Source organism: Bifidobacterium sp. MSK.17.10, assembly GCF_019129655.1.
GTDB classification, from domain to species: Bacteria; Actinomycetota; Actinomycetes; order Actinomycetales; family Bifidobacteriaceae; genus Bifidobacterium; species Bifidobacterium adolescentis.
Map to the genome: position 1 here is coordinate 323,648 of NZ_JAHOJD010000001.1, position 20,332 is coordinate 343,979.

19 protein-coding genes are annotated in these 20,332 nt (G+C 61.5%); 12 read left to right on the forward strand and 7 right to left on the reverse strand.

Annotated features, from left to right (window positions below; all coding sequences use genetic code 11):
* Nucleotides 1-45 precede the first annotated feature (45 nt).
* Nucleotides 46-318 carry a type II toxin-antitoxin system RelB/DinJ family antitoxin gene (locus tag KSX58_RS01410; RefSeq protein ID WP_034984155.1) on the forward strand — a complete coding sequence of 91 codons (273 nt, stop codon included), beginning with the start codon at nucleotides 46-48 and terminating at the stop codon, nucleotides 316-318.
* Nucleotides 318-617, forward strand: coding sequence for a type II toxin-antitoxin system YafQ family toxin (locus KSX58_RS01415; RefSeq protein WP_003807675.1), 300 nt, complete (start codon nucleotides 318-320; stop codon nucleotides 615-617). The genes KSX58_RS01410 and KSX58_RS01415 overlap by 1 nt, the downstream gene beginning before the upstream one ends.
* A gap of 96 nt (nucleotides 618-713) precedes the next feature.
* Here KSX58_RS01415 and KSX58_RS01420 read toward each other — a convergent pair whose 3' ends face one another.
* Nucleotides 714-2,891: an ABC-F family ATP-binding cassette domain-containing protein gene (locus tag KSX58_RS01420; protein ID WP_055054658.1), complete on the reverse strand. Its 2,178-nt coding sequence runs from the start codon at nucleotides 2,889-2,891 to the stop codon at nucleotides 714-716.
* A gap of 311 nt (nucleotides 2,892-3,202) precedes the next feature.
* Entirely contained in the window at nucleotides 3,203-3,931 is a 729-nt protein-coding gene (locus KSX58_RS01425) for a type 1 glutamine amidotransferase (protein WP_038443985.1), read from the reverse strand.
* Nucleotides 3,932-4,066: 135 nt separating this feature from the next.
* On the opposite strand from KSX58_RS01425, the gene cysS reads away from it, so the two are divergent.
* Both cysS and ffh read left to right on the forward strand, forming a co-directional pair.
* The gene (cysS, locus tag KSX58_RS01430; RefSeq protein ID WP_217735864.1) at nucleotides 4,067-5,698 is read left to right on the forward strand and encodes a cysteine--tRNA ligase; all 1,632 of its coding nucleotides are present in this window, start codon (nucleotides 4,067-4,069) and stop codon (nucleotides 5,696-5,698) included.
* Nucleotides 5,699-5,753: 55 nt separating this feature from the next.
* Nucleotides 5,754-7,400 (forward strand): signal recognition particle protein, encoded by a 1,647-nt coding sequence (ffh, locus tag KSX58_RS01435; RefSeq protein WP_188015696.1) that lies wholly within the window; start codon nucleotides 5,754-5,756, stop codon nucleotides 7,398-7,400.
* 159 nt (nucleotides 7,401-7,559) lie between these two features.
* On the opposite strand, the gene KSX58_RS01440 is transcribed toward ffh, so the two are convergent.
* A complete protein-coding gene (locus tag KSX58_RS01440) occupies nucleotides 7,560-8,594 on the reverse strand; it encodes an endonuclease/exonuclease/phosphatase family protein (RefSeq protein WP_217735819.1) in 1,035 nt (344 codons plus the stop codon).
* Nucleotides 8,595-8,960: 366 nt separating this feature from the next.
* On the opposite strand from KSX58_RS01440, the gene rpsP reads away from it, so the two are divergent.
* The 4 genes from rpsP (at nucleotide 8,961) to trmD (ending at nucleotide 11,250) form a co-directional block, all read left to right on the forward strand.
* Nucleotides 8,961-9,410 (forward strand): 30S ribosomal protein S16, encoded by a 450-nt coding sequence (rpsP, locus tag KSX58_RS01445; RefSeq protein ID WP_011742735.1) that lies wholly within the window; start codon nucleotides 8,961-8,963, stop codon nucleotides 9,408-9,410.
* A gap of 2 nt (nucleotides 9,411-9,412) precedes the next feature.
* Nucleotides 9,413-9,646, forward strand: a complete 234-nt coding sequence (locus KSX58_RS01450; RefSeq protein WP_011742734.1) for an RNA-binding protein — start codon at nucleotides 9,413-9,415, stop codon at nucleotides 9,644-9,646.
* Between the two features lie 21 nt (nucleotides 9,647-9,667).
* Nucleotides 9,668-10,255 (forward strand): ribosome maturation factor RimM, encoded by a 588-nt coding sequence (rimM, locus tag KSX58_RS01455; protein ID WP_003807658.1) that lies wholly within the window; start codon nucleotides 9,668-9,670, stop codon nucleotides 10,253-10,255.
* A 92-nt stretch (nucleotides 10,256-10,347) separates the two neighbouring features.
* A complete protein-coding gene (gene trmD, locus KSX58_RS01460; protein WP_003807656.1) occupies nucleotides 10,348-11,250 on the forward strand; it encodes a tRNA (guanosine(37)-N1)-methyltransferase TrmD in 903 nt (300 codons plus the stop codon).
* A 74-nt stretch (nucleotides 11,251-11,324) separates the two neighbouring features.
* Here trmD and rsmD read toward each other — a convergent pair whose 3' ends face one another.
* The 3 genes from rsmD to rpmB all read right to left on the reverse strand — a co-directional run bounded on the left by rsmD (nucleotide 11,325) and on the right by rpmB (nucleotide 14,978).
* Nucleotides 11,325-11,948, reverse strand: coding sequence for a 16S rRNA (guanine(966)-N(2))-methyltransferase RsmD (gene rsmD / locus KSX58_RS01465; RefSeq protein WP_021913767.1), 624 nt, complete (start codon nucleotides 11,946-11,948; stop codon nucleotides 11,325-11,327).
* A gap of 11 nt (nucleotides 11,949-11,959) precedes the next feature.
* Nucleotides 11,960-14,623 carry an ATP-dependent DNA helicase RecG gene (locus KSX58_RS01470; protein ID WP_217735818.1) on the reverse strand — a complete coding sequence of 888 codons (2,664 nt, stop codon included), beginning with the start codon at nucleotides 14,621-14,623 and terminating at the stop codon, nucleotides 11,960-11,962.
* 160 nt (nucleotides 14,624-14,783) lie between these two features.
* The gene (rpmB, locus tag KSX58_RS01475; RefSeq protein WP_003807649.1) at nucleotides 14,784-14,978 is read right to left on the reverse strand and encodes a 50S ribosomal protein L28; all 195 of its coding nucleotides are present in this window, start codon (nucleotides 14,976-14,978) and stop codon (nucleotides 14,784-14,786) included.
* A gap of 415 nt (nucleotides 14,979-15,393) precedes the next feature.
* On the opposite strand from rpmB, the gene KSX58_RS01480 reads away from it, so the two are divergent.
* Both KSX58_RS01480 and KSX58_RS01485 read left to right on the forward strand, forming a co-directional pair.
* Nucleotides 15,394-16,656 carry an MFS transporter gene (locus tag KSX58_RS01480; RefSeq protein ID WP_143239210.1) on the forward strand — a complete coding sequence of 421 codons (1,263 nt, stop codon included), beginning with the start codon at nucleotides 15,394-15,396 and terminating at the stop codon, nucleotides 16,654-16,656.
* A gap of 216 nt (nucleotides 16,657-16,872) precedes the next feature.
* Entirely contained in the window at nucleotides 16,873-17,664 is a 792-nt protein-coding gene (locus KSX58_RS01485) for a DUF4037 domain-containing protein (RefSeq protein WP_085380167.1), read from the forward strand.
* 43 nt (nucleotides 17,665-17,707) lie between these two features.
* Here KSX58_RS01485 and KSX58_RS01490 read toward each other — a convergent pair whose 3' ends face one another.
* On the reverse strand, nucleotides 17,708-18,427 hold the full coding sequence (locus KSX58_RS01490; protein ID WP_085380166.1) for a FadR/GntR family transcriptional regulator: 720 nt from the start codon (nucleotides 18,425-18,427) through the stop codon (nucleotides 17,708-17,710).
* A 269-nt stretch (nucleotides 18,428-18,696) separates the two neighbouring features.
* Here KSX58_RS01490 and KSX58_RS01495 point away from each other — a divergent pair, with 269 nt between their 5' ends.
* The gene (locus tag KSX58_RS01495) at nucleotides 18,697-19,233 is read left to right on the forward strand and encodes a gluconokinase (protein ID WP_042989830.1); all 537 of its coding nucleotides are present in this window, start codon (nucleotides 18,697-18,699) and stop codon (nucleotides 19,231-19,233) included.
* A gap of 82 nt (nucleotides 19,234-19,315) precedes the next feature.
* Nucleotides 19,316-20,332: GntP family permease (locus tag KSX58_RS01500; protein WP_217752023.1), on the forward strand; the 1,017-nt coding region annotated here is incomplete at its 3' end.

A 20,332-nucleotide genomic window follows, 5' to 3' on the forward strand; every position in this document is an offset into this window, starting at 1 on the left:
CGTGCAATATCTAGCTTTTGTACATACAAGTGGATGAGGTTTCTGATGAGTGCATCAACGTTGACCATACGGATGGATGACGAACTCAAGCGTTCGGCCGCCGACGTGGCCGAATATTATGGCTTGGATCTCTCGTCAGTGGTGCGCGCCGTATTCAAGCAAATGGTGAATACCGGGCGCATCCCATTGACGTTCGCCCCCGAGGAGCCTAATGGCGAAAGCCTGAACGCCGCTGCCGAAGCGGACAGCTTCATGGCATCGGGCAAGACGGGGCGTTTTACCAACGGACACGACCTGCTCGAAGCGGCGATGCGCTGATGGGCCGGTTGACCGCCGACTTCGCGAAGGCCTTCAGCCGCGATCTGAAAAAGAACGCCAAACGGCGTAACTGGAACCTGACCGAGCTTGAAAAAGTCATCGATCTGGTAGTGGAGAACACCCCGGAAACGCTGGAGGAGCTGCGCCGCCGCCACAACATGCACACCCTGTCCGGCAATTGGCGCGGGCGATACGAATGCCATGTCGCCAATGCCGGGGACTGGCTAGTGATCTGGTCATCGAACGATTCAGTCGCATTCTTCGAACGCACCGGCAGCCACGACGAATTATTCCGGTAAACCGACGCTGAGCGAATCGCCAGCGTCGGTTTTGCACATTCCGTACTACCAAACCGACGCCTACAAGCCTCTCACCATCAGTTTGCCCGACTGGGACTACTCGAGCTGTTCGGAGAGCTCCATCCATTCCATTTCGAGGGATTCAGACTCGTCCGTGACGGCCTGCAGCTGCTCGTTGAGCTTGCCCAGACCCTCGTAATCGCTTGGGTCGTGCGCGGCCATCTGCGCTTCCAAATCGGCCTTCTGCTCCTCCAGCTTGGCCAGCTTGCGCTCGATGGCGGAAACGCGCTTCGACGCGTCGTGGAACGCCTTGCCGGTGAGCTTCGGCGTGGAAGCCGACGACGAATCGCCAGTGGAAGGTGAGGAAGCTGCGCCACCTACGGAAGGCGCGGTCGTAGCGGGATCGCCGGCATCACTATTCTTCCGTCCCTTGCCAGCTTTCCCGGCATTCTCATCCGCAAACGGATCCTTGCCGTTCTTGATGGCCTCGGTCATGTCGAGATAATCCTGCACGCCGCCGGGCAGATGGCGGATCTTGCCGCCGATCAGCGCGAACTGCTGGTCGGTGACGCGTTCGAGCAGGTAGCGGTCGTGGGAGACGACGATCAGCGTGCCCGGCCAGGTGTCGAGCAGGTCCTCCATCACGGCAAGCATGTCGGTATCAAGGTCGTTGCCAGGCTCGTCCATGATGAGCACGTTCGGCTCGTCAAGCAGGATGAGCAGCAGCTGCATGCGGCGCTTCTGCCCGCCCGAGAGGTCCTTGATCGGCGTCATGAGCTGCGCGGATTCGAAGCCGAGACGCTCCATCATCTGCCCCGGCGTGGTCTCCTTGCCGTCCACGATGTAGCTCGGCTTGTAGCGGCTCAGCACTTCCTTAATCTTGTATTTGCCGAGCTTCTCCAGCTCGTCGAGGCGCTGCGAAAGCACCGCGAACTTCACGGTCTTGCCGATGTTCACATGGCCGGCGGTCGGGGTGATCGTGCCGTCGAGGATCTTCAGCAGGGTCGATTTGCCGGCACCGTTCGCGCCGACGATGCCGAAGCGGTCGCCCGGGCCGATCAGCCACGTCACGTCGTCGAGGATCTTACGGCCGGTCACGGTGACCTTCCGCGCCGCGGACGTGACCTCCGGCGTGGACTCGTCGGCGTCGCCACCCGACTCGTGCGACTCCTCCTCGGCCTGCCGGGCGGCCTGCGCCGCCTGTCGCGCCTCGGGCACGCCGGCGTCCACCAACCGCGGATCGGTCAGATCGTCGACGGCGACCTCCACGCTGCCGTGCGCCTGCGGCTCGGCATACATGGCCGGCACCACGTCCACGCGCGAGGCCGAAGCCTCCATTTCCGCCACATCCGGATCGATATCGGCCTCGCCCTGCGCATGTTCGAAGATCTGCGTCACGTCGATGAGATCGACCACCTGTTTGCCGAGACGCGACGTGGCCATCTGCTTCAGCTCCAACGTGTTGCGCACCGGCGGCACGTCGGCGATGAGCTCACGCGCCGCCTTGACGTGGAACTTCTGCTTGGTGGAACGCGCGCGGGCGCCGCGGGTGAGCCATGCGAGCTCCTTGCGCGCCAGGTTGCGGCGCTTCGTCTCGCGCACATCGGCCTGACGGTCGCGTTCCACGCGCTGCAACATGTAGGCGGAGTAACCACCCTCGAACGGGTCGATCACGCCGTCGTGGACCTCCCACATCGATTCGCAGACCTCGTCGAGGAACCAACGGTCGTGGGTGACGAGCAGCAGCGCGCCCTGGCCGGACGGCCAACGGTTCTTCAAGTGCTCGGCGAGCCAGTGGATCGTCACCACGTCCAAGTGGTTGGTGGGCTCGTCGAGCGCGAGAATGTCCCAATCCTTGAGCAGCAGGCGGGCAAGGTCGGCGCGGCGACGCTGGCCGCCGGACAGCGAGCCGATTTTCGCGTCCAGGCTGATGCCGCCGAGCAGCGCTTCGACGATTTCACGCGATTTGGTTTCCGCGGCCCACTCGTAATCTTCTCGCCCTTCCAACGCGGCTTCGCGCACCGTGGCGTTGTCGTCGAGCGGGTCACGCTGGTCGAGCATGCCGAACGTCAGTCCATTGCGCATGGTCACGCGACCGGAATCCGGCTCCTGCGTGCCTTTGAACAAATGCAGCAATGTCGATTTGCCGTCGCCGTTTTTGCCGACGATGCCGATGCGGTCGCCTTCGAAAACGCCCTGCGTCACATCGGTGAAAATATTCTTGGTCGCGAAAGCGAGCGAAACGTGTTCAAGTCCCAAATCATAAGTCGGCATAACTCACCAATGTAGCGCGTCGGCGGAACACCGCCTCCCGCACACGTATTTGGGGCTTGCTCACCAGCTGCATGATGCGAAACGTAGACAGGAGACCTTGGAATGTAGGCAACGAAAACGCCCTAGAAGATTCCGTAGGTGGTTTTCCGCTTCCGTAGGTGGTTGTCTTCGGATACCGCACGAAGAAAAGCCTTAAATTCAGCCTTTCCGAAACACTGGTCCATCACCTAACCACCTACGGAACTCAGGAACCACCTACGGAAGGCACTCAGCTGGCGATTCAGTGGGGCGTGTAGCGGGCAGAACGCTTATCAGCGCTCCAGCGTTGCGGCATAGGTGCTGCACCGGGCCGCGAATCCGGAGAAAACCTGATCGGCCATCGGCTGCAGCTGCGGATTGTATTCGGCGAAGGCGTCACGTAGCTGCGATTTCGAACCGCCGGCGGCCTTCAAATCCTTCACCATGCACGGCTCGTCCAGCCACTCGTCCAACAACGTGGGGGTGACCTCCAGGTGGAATTGCAGGCCAAGCGCCGAACCGAACCGGAACGCCTGGTTCTTCGTCTTCGCGCTTTTGGCCAACGGCTGTGCGCCTTCCGGCAGGGTCACCACGTCGTTGTGCCAGTGCAGCACGTCCAACGTCTTGTTCCACATGGAGAAGTAGTCGTGCTTGTCGATGCGTTTAATCGGCGCGAATCCGATTTCCGGCTCGCTGCCCTTCTTGAGTTTCGCGCCCAGCGCGGTGGCAATGATCTGATGTCCGAGGCACACGCCCAGCAACGGTTTGCCGACGCTGACGGCGGCGCGTACGAGTTTGGATTCCGCTTTGAGACCGGGATACTTGTCGGCGTCGAGCGCGCCCATGGGGCCGCCCATAATCACGATGCCGGAGACGTCACTGAAATTGGGAAGATCGGGCTTTTTCTCTTTGGCGATGTTCATCACTTCATACGACATGCCCAAGTCGTCGAGACTATCCAAAATGCGCCCCGGTTTCTCCCACGGGACGTGTTGAAGAATCAGCACATGCGATTGCGTCATGCCACTATTTTTACATCATCTGCGTAAATGACGCTCGCGATTCGGCTCTGTGTCTGCATACGTTCGCAATACGATGCCGCGCATATGCCGGGAAAACCAAGCGTCATGTCCGATTCTGGCAATATTCTCATGACTATGACAAACACGCAGGAACCGCAGAATACCAACACTTCCGGCGCTCTTGCGGTGGCGAAGGCCGCCGCGGGGCTGAAGCTGTACGACACCGCATCGCACGCCGTGTCGTCCTTCACGCCGATCAAACCAGGTCAGGTCGGTATCTACGTGTGTGGCGCCACCGTGCAAAGCTCACCGCATATCGGCCACATCCGCGCCGCCGTCGCGTTCGACGTGGTGCGCCGCTGGTTCGAGCGACTGGGCTACAAGGTGACGTTCGTGCGCAATGTCACCGACATCGACGACAAGATCCTCGACAAGGCCGCCGCCGCGGGCCAGCAGTGGTGGGAGCGCGCGTATATCTACGAACGCGAGTTCACCGAGGCGTACAGCAAGCTTGGCGTGGAGCCGCCGACGTACGAGCCGCGCGCCACCGGCCACATGATCGACATGATCGACCTCATCAAGAAGATCATCGACAACGGCCACGCTTATGTGGTGCGTGACGCGGACGGCAACCCGACCGGCAACGTCTACTTCGACGTGGCGAGCTGGCCGCATTACGGCGAGCTGACGCACCAGAAGCAGACCGCGGTCTCCGACGCGGCTTCCGAAGTGACCGACGCGATGGGCCCGTCCGTCGACAACGCGGGCAACGACAAGTACAATCCGGTCGACCCTGCCGACATGTCCCCCGACAAGCATGATCCGCGCGATTTCGCGCTGTGGAAGGCGCCGAAGGATTCCGATCCGCTCGACGCGCGCTGGAATACCCCGTTCGGCACGGGCCGTCCGGGCTGGCATATCGAATGCTCCGCGATGAGCCACCGCTATCTGAAGGACATGTTCGACATTCACGGCGGCGGTCTTGATCTGCGATTCCCGCACCACGAGAACGAGATGGCGCAGACGCGCGCCGCCGGTTACGATTCGGCCGCGCGCTGGATGCATTCCGCCTGGGTCACCGCGAAGGGCGAGAAGATGTCGAAGTCGCTCGGCAACGGCCTGTCCGTGCCGGCGGTGCTGGCCGAGCATTCCGCTTGGGTGGTGCGTTACGCCCTCGGTTCCGTGCAGTACCGTTCCATGCTGGAATGGTCCGACCAGACGCTTGCCGAGGCGCAGTCCGCGTACGACCGCGTGGCGAACTTCATCGAGCGCGCGGGCGCTGCCGTCGGCAAACAGCCGTCACGAGAAGAGATTATGGCGATTTCCGCCGACGCGCTTCCCGCCGATTTCGTTGCCGCGATGAACGACGACATCAACGTTTCGGGCGCTTCCGCCGCGATTTTCACGGCGATCCGTTCCGGCAACACGTTGCTGTCGAAGCTGGCCGACCGCTCCGATTCGGACGTGGCGAAGGCCGAGGTTCGCGAGGCGCTGGTGAACGTGCGTGCGATGCTCGACACGTTGGGCTTGGATCCGCTGGCGGAGCCGTGGGTTTCCGACGGTGCCGCAGGTGGTGCGGCTGGTGCCGGAGCCGATTCCGCCGAGCATGACGCGCTCGACAAGCTGGTTTCCGAACAGCTTGCGGAACGTGCCGAAGCCCGCAAGGCCAAGGATTTCGCACGTGCCGACGCGATCCGTGACGCGCTGGGCGCGGCCGGCATCGCCATCGAGGACGGTCCGCAAGGCTCCACTTGGTCGCTGAAGTAGGCAATCGCACCCATTTCATCCGCTATCCGCGTGAAACGCTAGACTGAGGAACATTATGGCAGCATTTAGTTCTTTGACAGACCGGCTCTCGAATGCGTTCAAGCATCTGAAGAGCAAGGGCAAGCTTTCCGAGGCTGATATCGACGGTACCATCCGCGAGATCCGCCGCGCGCTGCTCGACGCCGATGTGGCGCTCGACGTGGTGCGTTCCTTCACCAGCCGCATCCGCGAACGCGCGCTCGGCACCGAGGTTTCCGAAGCGCTCAACCCGGCGCAGCAAGTGGTGAAGATCGTCAACGAGGAACTCACCGCGGTGCTTGGCGCCGGTGTGGACCGCCCGTTGAACTTCGCAAAGAATCCGCCGACGATCATCATGCTCGCCGGCCTTCAGGGCGCCGGCAAGACCACGTTGGCCGGCAAGTTGGGCTATTGGCTGAAGGATTCCGGCCACACCCCACTGTTGGTCGCGGCCGATTTGCAGCGTCCGAACGCGGTGACGCAGCTGCAAGTGGTCGGCGAGCGTGCCGGCGTTCCGGTGTATGCACCGGAGAAGGGCGTGCAGTCCGACGGCGGCGAAGCGGTCGTCTCCCCCGGCCAGACCACCGGCGATCCGGTGAAGGTCGCCCGTGACGCGGTCGAGCTTGCCAAGCAGAAGCTGTATGACACGGTGATCATCGATACCGCCGGTCGTCTCGGCGTCGACGAGGAGCTGATGAAGCAGGCCCGCGATATCCGCGACGCCGTGCAGCCGAACGAGATTCTGTTCGTCATCGACGCCATGATCGGTCAGGATGCCGTGCAGACCGCCAAGGCCTTCGATGAGGGTGTTGATTTCACCGGCGTTGTGCTGTCCAAGTTGGATGGTGACGCCCGCGGCGGCGCCGCGCTGTCCGTGGCCTCCGTCACCGGCAAGCCGATCCTGTTCGCCTCCACCGGCGAAGGATTGAAGGATTTCGAGATCTTCCATCCGGACCGTATGGCCTCCCGTATCCTCGACATGGGCGACATCCTCACCCTTATCGAGCAGGCGCAGAAGCAGTTCGACGAGGAGGAGGCCCGCAAGGCTGCCGTCAAGATTTCCGACGGCTCCTTCGGTCTTGACGATTTCCTCGACCAGCTCCAGCAGGTGCGCAAGCTTGGCCCGATGAAGAACCTGCTCGGCATGATTCCGGGCATGGCGGCCCACCGCAAGGAACTTGAGCAGTTCGATGAGAAGGAAATCGACCGCACGGAGGCCATCATCCGTTCGATGACTCCAGCCGAACGGCGTGATCCGAGCATCATCGATGGTTCCCGCCGCGCGCGTATCGCCTACGGTTCCGGCGTCACCGTCTCGCAGGTCAATGGATTGCTGCAGCGTTTCGAGCAGGCCGCGAAGATGATGCGGCGCATGAGCAACAAGGCCGGTGCCGGCATCCCCGGCTTCGGCGGTCCGGCCATGGGCGGCGGCAAAGGCAAGGGCAAAGGCAAGAAGAACAAGAAGAAGGGCGGCAAGTCCGGCAACCCGATGAAGCGCGAGGCCGAGGAGAAAGCATTGCGCGACAAGCTCGCCGGCAAGAATTCCGGTGGCTCTTCCAGCGGTTCCGCGTTCGCCAAGAAGCCGCAGAATCCGGCGCTTCCCGCCGGTCTGCAGGATATGATGGGCGATTCCGGCGAGCTGCCGCCGAACTTCGGTGGCGGACTGTCCGGTCTGCTGCATTAAGCGTCTGCTGCATTAAGCGTCTGCTGCACTAAGCCGCGATATGTGCGATTGCCGGCGATTACGACAACCGGCAATCGCAATACGGCATATATAACGAAACTGCCGACGTTGGAACATTTTCCAGCGTCGGCAGTTTCGTTATGCCAGCTTATTTTCGGCTTATTTCAACGTCAGCGTGGCGGCCAGAGCAAGATGATCGGTACCGTTGACCGTGAAGGAGCGCACGTCGGATGCGGTCAGACCGGCGGTGAACAAGATGTGGTCGAGGATGAGACGCGGCCACGGCAGCCACGATGGGAACGTGGCGCGGCGGCCCTTCGCCTCGGTCAACGCGGCGTCCTGGAAGCCGGCGTCAAGCAGCTTGCGGAAGCTCGGATGGTCGGTACCGGAGTTGAGGTCGCCCAATACGACGGTGATATCGCCCTGCTTCTGCGATGTGGCCAGCTCACCCAAGCCGATGATGCCGGCGGACCAGTCGCGGCAGCCGCGCATCGGCGATTTCGGATGGGCGGAAACGAAAGTGATGCCGCGCATCGCATCAATCGGGAAGCACACGCCAGGCACGTCGGCGGCGGGAATCACGGCGGTAATCGGCGACGTGTCGCTTGGCTCGATGCGAATCCAAATACCGTTGAAGCCGCCGTTGTCCGTATCTTTGTTCTCCCCTAACTGGCGGTACGGCAGCAGGTCGGACAGGCCGGCCTCGTCCAAGGCCGCGACCAGATCGTCCGTCAATTCCTGCAGCGCGAGCACGGCGACGTCGTGTTCCTTGACGGCGCTGACGATTGCGGCCGCATTGGCACGACCGTACCGGCAGTTGAGCGTCATCACGCGGAAACGGCCGTGTTTCGCGGCTTCCGCGGCAGTCGACGTATGTGTTCCACAGGATGTTTCACGCTTTTTTGCGATGTTGTCGGCCACCATCTGCGCCGTGTTGATGGACGTGAGATTGTTGTTCCAATACGCGATTTTGCGCAGCAGCGAAGCGATGCACACGATCGCCGCGACGATGGCGAGGGCGGTGTCATGCCGTACGGCACCGGCAATCGCAATCACCAATGTTGGAATCCACAACAGCGGTGTCAGCGCAATCAGATACGGCAACGGCAAGTGGCCGTCCCAACCGGCCGGCATTTCGCTCAGAGCGATCCACAACACGCATACCAGCAGTACGATCCACAACGCAACACTCATGCAAATCCCCTTGAAATGGCCATAATCAGGCGCACGAAAACCGCCAATGAACATATCCAGCATAGCGAGTTCGTCCGATTCGGGTGATTCGGACGCCCGAGACCGCCACAACACCTCACCAATGTCCGATTCTGGAGAAACGGCCATTCAGAATGCGCAAAACGCAAGCCGAGCGTCCGAGTCAACAGAAACGGACGCTCGGGAACGCATACGGGAACGCGTCCATACCCCACGGTTATAATTGCTCAGTTATTCGCGCGCGCGAGGCCCTCTACCAATCGCGTGACGTGAGGAACACGTGGGTTTCGGATTCCGTGCCCCACACAGAACACGAAACACACACCCCTAGTTACAAGGAGAGCCATTTTGGCAACCAAGATTCGTCTGAAGCGCATGGGTAAGAAGTTCTACGCGTTCTACCGCGTGGTGATCATGGATTCCCGTACCAAGCGTGATGGCCGCGCCATCGAAGAGATCGGTACCTACAACCCGAACACCCAGCCTTCGACCATCAACATCAACTCTGAGCGCGCTCAGTACTGGCTCGGCGTTGGCGCTCAGCCGACCGAGCAGGTGCTGAACCTGCTGAAGATCACCGGTGACTGGCAGAAGTTCAAGGGTCTTGACGGTGCTGAAGGCACCCTGAAGACCGTTGAGGCTGGCCCGGATGCCGCCGCTCGCGTCGAGGCTGTCGAAGCCCAGGCCCAGAAGCTGAAGGCCGCCAAGTCCGAAGCTGACGCCAAGGCCAAGGCTGAGGCCGAAGCCGCCGCCACCGAGGAAGCTCCGGCTGAAGAGCCGGCTGCGGAAGCCGAGTGATCATGCTCGCCCAGGCTGTGGAACATCTGATCAAGAACATCGTCGATTTTCCCGATGATGTCTCGGTGAAGTCCCATGAGAATCCGCGCGGTGAACTCATTCGCGTGCGCGTGAACCCTGAGGATATCGGTCGCGTCATTGGACGCAGCGGACGCACGGCAAATGCGATTCGCACCGTGGTGCAGGCACTGTCCGACCACAAGGTGCGCGTCGACATCATGGACGTGCGCAGGTGAGATCCTAGCGTGGTGCGTGATATGCATTCCGACGACCCTCAACAGCTTGAGCTGCTGAGGGTCTGTCGTATCGGGCGTGCGCAGGGGCTCAAGGGCGAGGTCACCGTGCAGATCTTTACGGACGAACCGGAATACCGGTTCGCTCCCGGTGCTGTGTTGTATACGAAGGACGGCGAGGAAGAGTACGTGGTGGAAAGCTCCCGTACCTTCAAAAACCGTTGGATCATCAAATTCGAGGGCATCGACGACCGTGATGCGTCCGAAGCCGCCAATGGCGTGGTGCTGTATGGCGAAGCGGACGATCCGGAGGAGATGCTTGAAGCGGACGAGTGGTACCCGAAGGACCTGATCAGTCTTGAGGCGCGCCTTGCCGAGGGCAATACGCTGGGGCTTGCGCCCGGCACTGTGGTAGGCAAGGTGGTGGATGTGATTGAAGTGGCCCAGTGGCTGCTCAAGATCCGTCTGGCCAATCCCGTCAAGGACGCCGATGGCGTGGTGGTCGAGAACAGCGCGCTCGTGCCGTTCGTGGACGAGCTCGTGCCGGACATCGACCTCGAGGGCGGATATCTGACCCTCGACCCGCCGGGCGGACTCATTCCGGGGCTCTGATCCGCTGCTTTTTCAACAAGGCGCTGGCGATTATGCCGGCGCCTTTTTCGTACGCGCCGCGCTTGGCAGGCGTACCGGTATTGTGGAACATTATGAAGATCGATATCGTGTCCGTATTCCCGGAATATTTCGAAGTGCTCAACCTGAGCCTGCTCGGCAAGGCGCAGGAGAAGGGCCTGGTCGAAGTCACCGCGCACAACCTGCGCGACTGGACGCACGACGTGCACCATTCCGTGGATGATACTCCCGTCGGCGGCGGCGCGGGCATGGTGATGAAGCCTGAGGTGTGGAGCGAATGTCTCGACGAGCTGCTGCATCTTGAGCCGACCACGGTTACTTGCGATTCCACGGCAGACGCAGACGACACGGCTTCCGCGGACGCGGCCGAACCGGCGGAATCGGCGACAGAAATCGCCGCGAATGCCGATACCGTTCCGGCGACCGACCGTCCGGTGCTGATTTTCCCGAATCCGTCCGCCCCCCTGTTCACCCAGCAGGACGCGACGGAGCTGAGCCACGCCAACCATCTGCTGTTCGGCTGCGGCCGTTACGAAGGCTACGACGCGCGTATTCCGCAGTATTACCGTGCGCAGGGCGTCGACGTGCGTGAATATTCGATCGGCGATTATGTGCTGAACGGCGGCGAGGTGGCCGTGTCGGTCATGTTGGAGGCCATCACCCGTCTGCTGCCCGGTTTCATGGGCAATGCGGCCTCGATCGTGGAGGAATCGTATACGGGAGAGAACGCCCTGCTGGAGCACCGCCAGTATACGAAGCCGGCCGATTGGCGCGGTATCAAGGTTCCGGACGTCCTGTTGTCCGGCGACCACGCGAAGGTCGACCGTTTCCGCCGCGATGAGGCGCTGGCGAAGACCAACGAGCTGCGTCCGGATCTCATCGAGGCGTTGGATTGTTCCAAGCTTGACAAGGCCGATCGCAAAACGCTGATGGCGTTGGGCTGGGAGGTTTCCGGCGCGCACCCACGGCAGCGCTGATTACGCACGATTGTTCACGTCGACGGAGGGCATGCAGGTCCACCGTCGACGTTTTTAGTTGGAAAGCCCGGACGTCAGTCCGCGGATTCAACCGGCTCTGCCGGCTCGGCGGATTCGGCAGGTTCGATGTAATACACGGCGGTTTCGCCGTAATCACGCCGGTCGGTGATATCCCAGCCTTCGGGCGCGGTCGGCTCGTCGGAACGAGTGGAGCGTTCCAGCACGATCACCGTGCCCTCGCCAGTCAGTTCGCCGGACTCACGGCCCGCCAAATCGGCCAGCAGCTGGTTGCACGCCTCGGTTTCGAACGCATACGGCGGGTCGATGAAGATCACGCCGAATGGTGCAATCGCCGATGCAGCCGCCGCGTACTTTTCCGCACGCGCCTTGACCACGCGGGCGCTCATGCCCGGCTCCCAGGAACGGTTGTGCTTCAACGCCGTCAACGTCTTTGCAATCAGCGCGGCGGCCGGTGCGGCCGATTCCACCGCCACCAGTTCGCGCGCGCCACGGCTCAGCGCTTCGATGCCCAACGCGCCGGTTCCGGCGAACAGGTCGAGCACGCGTGCGTCATCCAGCACGCCCCACGAATCGAGGTGCGAGAATATCGCTTCCTTGGTACGGTCGGTGGTTGGCCTGGTGCCCGGTTTCGGCGTGGTCAACGCCATGCCTTTGAATCGTCCTGAAATTACGCGCATAACCATCGAGCCTAGTTGCTGGTCAGGAACGTCTCGTTGCCGCGCGTGAAGTCGAGCACCGCGCCGGCAAGCTGCACGTACCCTTGCAACGTGGGGTCTTCGGCCACCAGTTTCGCGGCTTCCGCTCTGGCTTCCTCGATGATCTTCACGTCTTTGACCACGCGCAGCAGTTTCAGTCCGGATTTGCCGCCGGATTGCGCGTCGCCCAGCACGTCGCCCGCGCCGCGGAATTCAAGGTCGGCCTGTGCGATTTCGGCGCCGTCCAACGTGCCGGCAATCACGTCAAGGCGTTTGGCCGCATCGCTGCCTTCCGGCGCACGTGAAATAAGGAACGCGCCCGATTCGGTGCCTCCACGGCCCACGCGTCCACGCAGCTGGTGCAACTGGGACAGGCCATACCGGTCGGCATCGAAAATCACCATGCAGCTGGCCTGCGCCACGTCCACGCCCACTTCGATGACGGTGGTGGCCACCAGAATCGGCGTCACGCCCGCTTCGAAATCGGCCATAATCTGCGATTTCGTTTCGTCATCGTCGCGGCCGGTCAGCGTGGCGATACGGATGCCAGCGAATTGCGGCAGCGATCGCAAGCGTTCCGCGATTTCCGCGACGGAATGCAACGGCGGCCGCTGTTCGCGCTGTTCGTCATCCTCGCCCAAATCGTATGTGGCGTCGAATGCGGAACCGACTTCCGCATCGCCTGAACCGCCCGCATCGTCGGCATCCTTCGCGTCGGCGTCGATGCGCGGGCAGACCACGTAGGCACGTTCCCCCGCGTCGATACGCTTGCGAATCAGACCGAACATTTCCGCCATCAGCGGGCCGTTCGCTTCGGGCACGACGAATGTGCGGATCGGCTTGCGGCCGCCGGGCAGTTCGGTGAGCCAGGAGATGTCGAGGTCGCCGAACCAGGTCATGGCCGCGGTGCGCGGAATCGGCGTGGCCGTCATGACCAGCAGATGCGGTGCCGTGGAGCCTTTGGCGTTCAGCGATTCGCGCTGCTCCACGCCGAAACGGTGCTGTTCGTCGATGACCGCCAGCGCGAGGTTGGGCGCTTGGAAGGTTTTGGAGAACGCGGCGTGCGTGGCCACCACGATGCATGGTTTGCCGGAGGCCGCTTGCGCAAGGACGCGTCGGCGGGCGGCGAGTTTCATGCCGCCGGTGAGCAGCAGTACGGGAATGTCCGGCAGGCTGTTCGATTGGCCGTCCAGCAGTTTCTCCACCTGGCCGCCATCCGATTGTCCACCGTTTTGCGGTTCCGGCGCGTTTCCCGACGTGACTTGTCCACTTTCATCCACAACCGCATGGTGCGTTGATTTTGTCTGCGATTCCCCTGATTTCGCGTTTTCGTCAGCCTCTTCGCCGGTACCACACATCCGATCCACCATGCCGCGGATGCTGCTGTAATGTTGTTCCGCCAACACTTGCGTCGGCGCGACGAGCACCGCTTGTTTGCCGGAGCCGACGGCCTGCATCATAGCCGCCACCGCGACCACGGTTTTGCCGGAGCCGACCTCGCCCTGCAGCAGGCGTTGCATGGGGTAATCACGTGCCATATCGTCGGAAATATCGGCGATCACCTGCTGTTGCCCGTCCGTCAGCGAGAACGGCAGCGACTCGACGAAATCGTCTTTCAGCCGCGTGTCGGCGCAGGCTGTGGCCGTGGCCTTACGCGACGAATCACGAGACTGCACCAGCGCGGTTTGGCAGATGAGCGCTTCCTCGTAGCGCAGTGTACGCAACGCCTTGTTGAAACCGTCGCGGTTTTGCGGATCGTGAATCGCCCTGAACGCTTCGGCTCGGTGCATCAGCCCATGTTCCATACGAAACGCTTCCGGCATGATGTCGGGAATGGCGGCGGCAAGCGCTTCCGTCCGTGCCTGCCGGTCGGCTTGCGGCGCGTCGAATTCCCCATGTTGCGCGTCGCTGGCATCGGCGCCATGCAATGCACGGGCTGCCTGTGCCGCAGCGTATTCGTCACCGCACAGCCGGTCCATGCATTTTTCGATCGACTCGTGGATGTGTTCGCTGGAGATGCGCGAGTTCGCGTGGTAGACGGGACGTGGGCGGCATACGTGGCGCATCGCCTCCGGTACGGAAGCCGCATCGTATTTGAGATTCGGAATGGTCGGCGATTGCGGGACGACCGCCGGTTGTTCCGTGACGAAGCCGTCATCCCATTCGGCGGCTTCCTCAGATGAGCGGCTGCGCAATTGCTCGCCGGCTGGATCGACCGTCAGTATGTCGGGATGGGTGAATTGCAGACGGTCGTTGTATACGCTTGGCTCGCCCGCGACCACCAGCAACGCGCCTTCGTGCAGTTTGCGCTGGATCCAATCGACGTACGACTTGCGATAGGAGAAGAACACGAGAGACGCCATGGAAGCGTCCATGTGCCGGCTGCGTGCGAAATCGCCGTCATCAACGTCGGCGATCAGCCGGAATCCGCGACGGGCCATCGGAAAGACGCGCACGCCACGCACGTGCGCGGCGAAGGCCATGTTCTCCCCTATTTTCGCTTCGCGCAGGGCGCGCGCCGGAACCGGGTCGGTGACGCGGAACGGATAGTAGGTCAGCGCGTCGCCCACGGACACCACGCCCAGCGATTTCAGCGCGCCGACTCTGCGGCGGTTCGTTTCGAACGAGGAAATCGGGGTTTGCCATGTGGTGCTCATAACACTCCATTGTGTCACGACCGGATGATTGTGCGGCGGGCTGAATTCCCCATTATTCGTGGCGGCGCCATTCGCCGCAACACGGCTTGTGGACGGTCAGATAAAGCAAAACCCCGGCGGCCATTCGGCTTACCGGGGTTTCAAGCTGTTATTTCGCGATTCACGCTTCAACGCGCTGGACCTTGCCAGCCTTGATGCACTTCACGCAAACGCGAACGCGAACGTTCTCGCCGTCGATGGTGGTGCGAACCGGCTGCAGGTTCGGGCGGAAAGTGCGCTTATTGCGAATATGTGAGTGCGAAACGGTGAAACCGGTCTGCGGTCCCTTGCCGCACACTGCGCAACGAGCTGCCATAATGGACTCCCTATAATTACTATTGACTTGCAAGTCTGCGCGTTCGACACCACACAACGAAGTGCATGGCAGAACACACAACTTCTCAACTATACAACCAGCCCCGGCCAATCGCAAACTTGTGGACGAAAATCGGCTTGCATTCCCCATATTCCGCCGTTTTTGCCATGTCTCGACAGCACGCGTATGCGGCCCGTACGGGCAGAACATGCTTGTTCATGCGCTGTTCATGTCGAATGGTCTGTTACCACCCGCCACGCCCGTACGATGAAGTAATGGAATAAGATGAGCCATAAGATTGACATTTAGCCGAAAAGAGTCAACATTGACCGACACAGCCGAGCCGCAGACCCAACCGTCCCAGCAGAACGCGCAGGCCCAGCAGCCGCAGCAATCCAGCCAGCAATCCAAGCATATGATGACGCCACGCGAGAAGAAGTGGATCGTCTACGACGTCGGCAATTCCGCGTTCGTGCTGCTGTCCACCGCCGTCGTGCCGATCTACGCAAATTCGCTGCTCAAGGCGGCCGGCGAGACGAACATCGTGTCGACGTGGGGCTACGCGCAGACCATCGCATCGCTCGTCATCGCCGTGCTTATGCCGCTGCTCGGCTCCATCGCCGACGTGCAGGGCATGAAGATCCGCTTCTTCACCGGCTTCTTCCTGACGGGCGTGGTCATGTGCTGCGCGATGGCGATGCCGCTTGGTTGGCTCGCGTTCATCATCGTGTACGTGCTGGCCACCATCGGCCTTAATGGTTCGCTTACGTTCTACGACTCCATGCTGGTGGACACGACTTCGAACGAACGGATGGACCGCATTTCCTCACACGGCTACGCATGGGGCTATATCGGTTCGACCGTACCGTTCATCGTCTGCATCGCGCTGATTTTCGGAGGCCCCGCGCTGTTCGGCTGGTCGACCACAGCCTGCACGCGCGCCTCGTTCGTCATCACCGCGCTGTGGTGGGTGGCGTTCACCATTCCGCTGCTCACCAGCTATAAGCAGGTGCATTACCGCGCCACCGCGGGGCAGGCAGGCGAGGCCATTCGCGGCACGTTCGCCGAGCTCGGCTCCACGTTCCGCGCCATCCGCAAGAACAAGCCGCTGTGGATGTTCATGATCGCGTTCTTCTTCTACATCGACGCCGTCAACACCGTCATTTCCATGAGCACGTCGTATGGCACGCAGCTGGGCATCGACTCCACGCAGCTGGTCGTGGCGCTGCTCGTCACGCAGTTCGTGGCGTTCCCCTGCTCCATCATCTACGGCAAGCTGGCAGGCCGGTTCGGCTCGAAAACCATGATCACCGCCGCCGTGGTGGCGTACATGTGCATCGTCTTCTTCGCCGCGTTCTTCCTGCGCGCCGCACTTGAATTCTGGATTCTGGCGATTCTGGTCGGCATGTTCCAAGGTGGCATCCAGGCGCTGTCCCGTTCGTATTACGGCAAGATCATTCCGAAGGACCATGCCAACGAGTACTACGGCTTCTACGATATTTTCGGCAAGACGGCGTCGATTATCGGCACGTTCCTCGTCGCTACCACGACGTCGCTGACTGGCAACGCGTCAATCGGCGTGCTGTCGATAGCCATTCTGCTGGCCGTCGCGCTCATCTTCCTGCTTCTGCAGAAGGATCCGACCAAGGGTTCGACGGAAGCCGCAACCGTCGACTGACAGCTGCCGTCCGACAGCGTTCCGCTCGACAGCGATCGCTCGATAGCATTCCGCCTGACAATCGTCGTTCGGCGGAATGCGCTGCGCCGGCCTGCGGGAAACCGCGTAGGCCGGCACAACTTCGACAGTTACCATCTGGTATGTTATACTGGCATCGTTTGCACACCGTGGCGCAACGTAGCGCCGCTCCAGCAATGACGCAGAGAGAGGTAAACGATGTCATTGGCAAATGAACTAGTCGAAGCAGTGTCCGCATGGCCGGAAGTCGAGGCCATCACGTTGGGTGGGTCGCGCGCCACCGGCGATAACGACGAGAAGTCCGATTACGACGTCTACGTGTACGTCACCACACCCGTATCAGCCGAACGCCGCCGCAGGCTGCTGCGCAACTATTGCAGCCATATGGAAATCGACAACGATTTTTGGGAGACCGAAGACGACTGCACGCTGAACGACGGCACCAATATCGACGTGCTGTACCGCGATCTGGACCAGTTCGCAGCCAATGTCGCCGACGTGGCGGAACGGTTCCAGGCCAGCAACGGCTATACGACGTGCATGTGGCACAACATGCTCACCAGCAAGGTGCTGTTCGACCGCGACGGCCAGTACGCCGCGACCCGACAGCGGTTCGACGTGCCGTTCCCCGAGGAACTGCGCCGCAACATCATCAATCGCAACATGCGCCTGCTTACCGGCAACCTGCCGTCGTACGACGCACAGATCCGCAAGGCCGCGAGCCGAGGCGACAAAATCGCGGTCAACCATCGCATGGCCGCGTTCATGGAATCGTATTTCGATGTGCTATTCGCGCTGAACCGCCGCACGCATCCCGGCGAGAAGCGTCTCGACAAGCTCGCCGAACGCGACTGCGCCATTCTGCCGAAGGATTTCCGCAAAAACATCGATACGCTGTTCGATTCGATGTACGCCGATCAGGCGGTGTTCAGCGAGACTTTGGGCGAAATCGTTGACGACCTGCGTCAGACGGTCGACGCGAACCTGTGATTTGACCGCGAATCCGGCGGTTCGACGCCGGTAGCGATTGGTTTTAGAAGAAGTTGAGCGCGCGGGCCACTTCGTCGACGATGTCGAACATGGCCTTGCGCGCACGTTCCGGATCGCCCTTCGCTATCGCGTCGGCGACCGCATCGTGCGCGTCGAGCGCGGCCGGCTTCGGCTTCATCGGGTATTTGCCGAGTTCCACACGGCCGCGCAGCACGGTGGCGATGGTGTCGGCAAGCGCGGCGAACAGTTCGTTGCCGCTTTCGCGCAGTATCAAAGTATGGAATTCCACGTCCAGATCGTGGAATTTGGTCAGGCCGACAGCCCCCTCTTCGTTTGATTCGGCGATTTGGCGCATCTGCGCCGCGTAGACGGGGAATTTCGCCTTGACGTCGATGGAGGCGAGGCGTGCCGCCGAGGCCGCCGCAGCCGGTTCGACCGACAATCGCAATTCGGTCAATGACGACAGCTGCCGCTCGCGCTGCGTGGAGTGGAGTCGCCATTCGATGACCTGATGGTTGAGCGCCTGCCAGTCGGAGAACGGCCGCGCCACCAATCCGACGCGTCGGCGCACCGTCACCGCACCCATGGATTCCAACGTTTTGGCGACTTCGCGCGCCACGGTACGGGAGATGCCGAAACGGTTCTGCACGTCTTCCAACGTCAAGCTTTCACCGGCCGGCCATTTGCCGTCCAGCATTTCGATGGCCAGCGTGCGGCACACTGCATCCTGCAGCAGTTCGCCGCCGTTTTCGTTTCCTGCCATCCACAATTCCTCTCGTTGTGCGTGCAAATCTTTTTTCAGGTTTTGCGACACGCCGTATACGATTGCCGTTCGCGTGACGTCCGAATAATTACCCCCGCACGATTCGCGCGATTTGCCGCCGATTTGTACTACCTAAAGCATAGCAAGTCGCATGATTATTTTTATTCGTAGTACTTTTAACTTGACTAGTACTACCTTTCATAGCTATATTGATGTCATCGCCGATGCGAAGTGGCACTGGCAATACAGCAGAGTTCAAGGAGGACAACATGAGCATTCACGTAGTGGTGATGGGTGTTGCAGGATGCGGCAAATCCACCGTGGCAGAAGCCATTCACGAACGTCTCGGATACGTGTACGCGGAGGGCGACGACTTCCATCCGCAGGCCAACATCGACAAGATGAGCGCAGGCATTCCGCTGACAGACGAGGACCGTTGGCCGTGGCTCAAGGTCATCAACACCTGGATGGTGGCTCGCGAGGCGCTGGACGAGAACACCGTGGTCTCCAGCTCCGCCCTGAAGCGCAGCTACCGTGAGGTGCTCGCCCAGAACGTTCCCACCTTCTTCGTGCATCTGACCGGCTCGCAGGAACTCATCCAGCAGCGTCTCAACGAGCGCAAGGGCCACTTCATGCCGCCGGCACTGCTGCCGAGCCAGTTCGCCATTCTTGAGCCGCTCCAGCCAGACGAGAACGGCGTGGAAGTCTCCATCGAAGGCAGCGTCGAGGAAATGGTCGAACGTGCCGTCGCCGCAGTGAACGAGTACGCGGCGAAGGTGGCCGCGCAATCGCAGCAAGCCGAGTGAACGGCGCAAGCCGCAACACAGCGCAAAATAATCGCACATAACTAAAAATCGAAAGAGAAATTCAACGAGTCAAGGAGGATTCATGAATCTCATCGCAGCGGCGATCATCGGCATCGCCGTCATCGTTCTTCTCATCGCGGCATGCAAGGTGCATCCGTTCCTGTCCCTGCTCGCCGGCTCATTCGTCATGGCCGTGTGCGCGGGCGTGCCGTTCGACAAGGCGTTCGATAGCTTCACTTCCGGCGTCGGCGGCACGATTTCCAACGTGGGCCTGCTTATCGCGTTCGGCTCGATCATCGGCACCATCCTGTTCAAGTCGGGCGGTGCGGACACCATCGTCGACACCATCATGGCCAAGACACCGTTGCAGCGTCTGCCGTGGGCCATGGCACTGATCGCGTTCATCGTGGGCATCCCGATGTTCTTCGAGGTCGGCGTGGTCATCCTCATCCCGGTGGTGCTGTTCGCCGCCCGTCGTTCCAAGTCCCCTGTGGTGCTGCTCGGCATCCCGGCCCTCGCCGGCCTGTCCACGCTGCACGCCTTCGTGCCGCCGCACCCCGGTCCGCTGACCGCCATCGGCGCGCTGAACGCGAACCTCGGCATCACCCTGGCCCTCGGCCTGATCGTGGCCATCCCGACCGTCATCATCTCCGGCCCGCTGTTCGGCAGGCTCGCCGCCAAGTGGGTTCCGATCGCAGCTCCGGAGAACGAGGCTGAGGCCGAAGCTCCGAAGTCCGCGGAAAACCGCCCGTCCTTCGGCACCGCCCTGTCCGTGATCCTGCTGCCGGTCGTGCTGATGCTCGCCGCGTCCATCGTGGATCTGACCGGTCAGAACACCACCGCCTGGGGCCGTGTGATCGCGTTCCTCGGCACCCCGCTCGTGGCACTGCTCATCACCACCGTCTTCGCCATGGTCGCCCTTGGCTACATGCAGAAGTTCTCCCGTGACGCCGTCAACGGCATGGTCGGACAGTCCTTCGGCTCCGTGGCCGGCATCATCCTGATCGTCGCCGCAGGCGGCGGCTTCAAGCAGACGCTGGTCGACTCCGGCATCGGCGACGTGATCGCCAACTCCATCACCGAATCCGCCATGAACCCG

Bases quoted from the DNA above. Each gene is read 5' to 3' on its own strand.
- ffh (WP_188015696.1), top strand. From the start codon at position 5,754: ATGGCAGCATTTAGTTCTTTGACAGACCGGCTCTCGAATGCGTTCAAG.
- KSX58_RS01420 (WP_055054658.1), bottom strand. From the start codon at position 2,891: ATGCCGACTTATGATTTGGGACTTGAACACGTTTCGCTCGCTTTCGCG.
- KSX58_RS01425 (WP_038443985.1), bottom strand. From the start codon at position 3,931: ATGACGCAATCGCATGTGCTGATTCTTCAACACGTCCCGTGGGAGAAA.
- cysS (WP_217735864.1), top strand. From the start codon at position 4,067: ATGACAAACACGCAGGAACCGCAGAATACCAACACTTCCGGCGCTCTT.
- KSX58_RS01470 (WP_217735818.1), bottom strand. From the start codon at position 14,623: ATGAGCACCACATGGCAAACCCCGATTTCCTCGTTCGAAACGAACCGC.
- KSX58_RS01450 (WP_011742734.1), top strand. From the start codon at position 9,413: ATGCTCGCCCAGGCTGTGGAACATCTGATCAAGAACATCGTCGATTTT.
- KSX58_RS01410 (WP_034984155.1), top strand. From the start codon at position 46: ATGAGTGCATCAACGTTGACCATACGGATGGATGACGAACTCAAGCGT.
- KSX58_RS01440 (WP_217735819.1), bottom strand. From the start codon at position 8,594: ATGAGTGTTGCGTTGTGGATCGTACTGCTGGTATGCGTGTTGTGGATC.
- KSX58_RS01485 (WP_085380167.1), top strand. From the start codon at position 16,873: ATGTCATTGGCAAATGAACTAGTCGAAGCAGTGTCCGCATGGCCGGAA.
- KSX58_RS01495 (WP_042989830.1), top strand. From the start codon at position 18,697: ATGAGCATTCACGTAGTGGTGATGGGTGTTGCAGGATGCGGCAAATCC.
- KSX58_RS01480 (WP_143239210.1), top strand. From the start codon at position 15,394: ATGATGACGCCACGCGAGAAGAAGTGGATCGTCTACGACGTCGGCAAT.
- trmD (WP_003807656.1), top strand. From the start codon at position 10,348: ATGAAGATCGATATCGTGTCCGTATTCCCGGAATATTTCGAAGTGCTC.
- rpmB (WP_003807649.1), bottom strand. From the start codon at position 14,978: ATGGCAGCTCGTTGCGCAGTGTGCGGCAAGGGACCGCAGACCGGTTTC.
- KSX58_RS01490 (WP_085380166.1), bottom strand. From the start codon at position 18,427: ATGGCAGGAAACGAAAACGGCGGCGAACTGCTGCAGGATGCAGTGTGC.
- rsmD (WP_021913767.1), bottom strand. From the start codon at position 11,948: ATGCGCGTAATTTCAGGACGATTCAAAGGCATGGCGTTGACCACGCCG.
- KSX58_RS01415 (WP_003807675.1), top strand. From the start codon at position 318: ATGGGCCGGTTGACCGCCGACTTCGCGAAGGCCTTCAGCCGCGATCTG.
- rimM (WP_003807658.1), top strand. From the start codon at position 9,668: ATGCATTCCGACGACCCTCAACAGCTTGAGCTGCTGAGGGTCTGTCGT.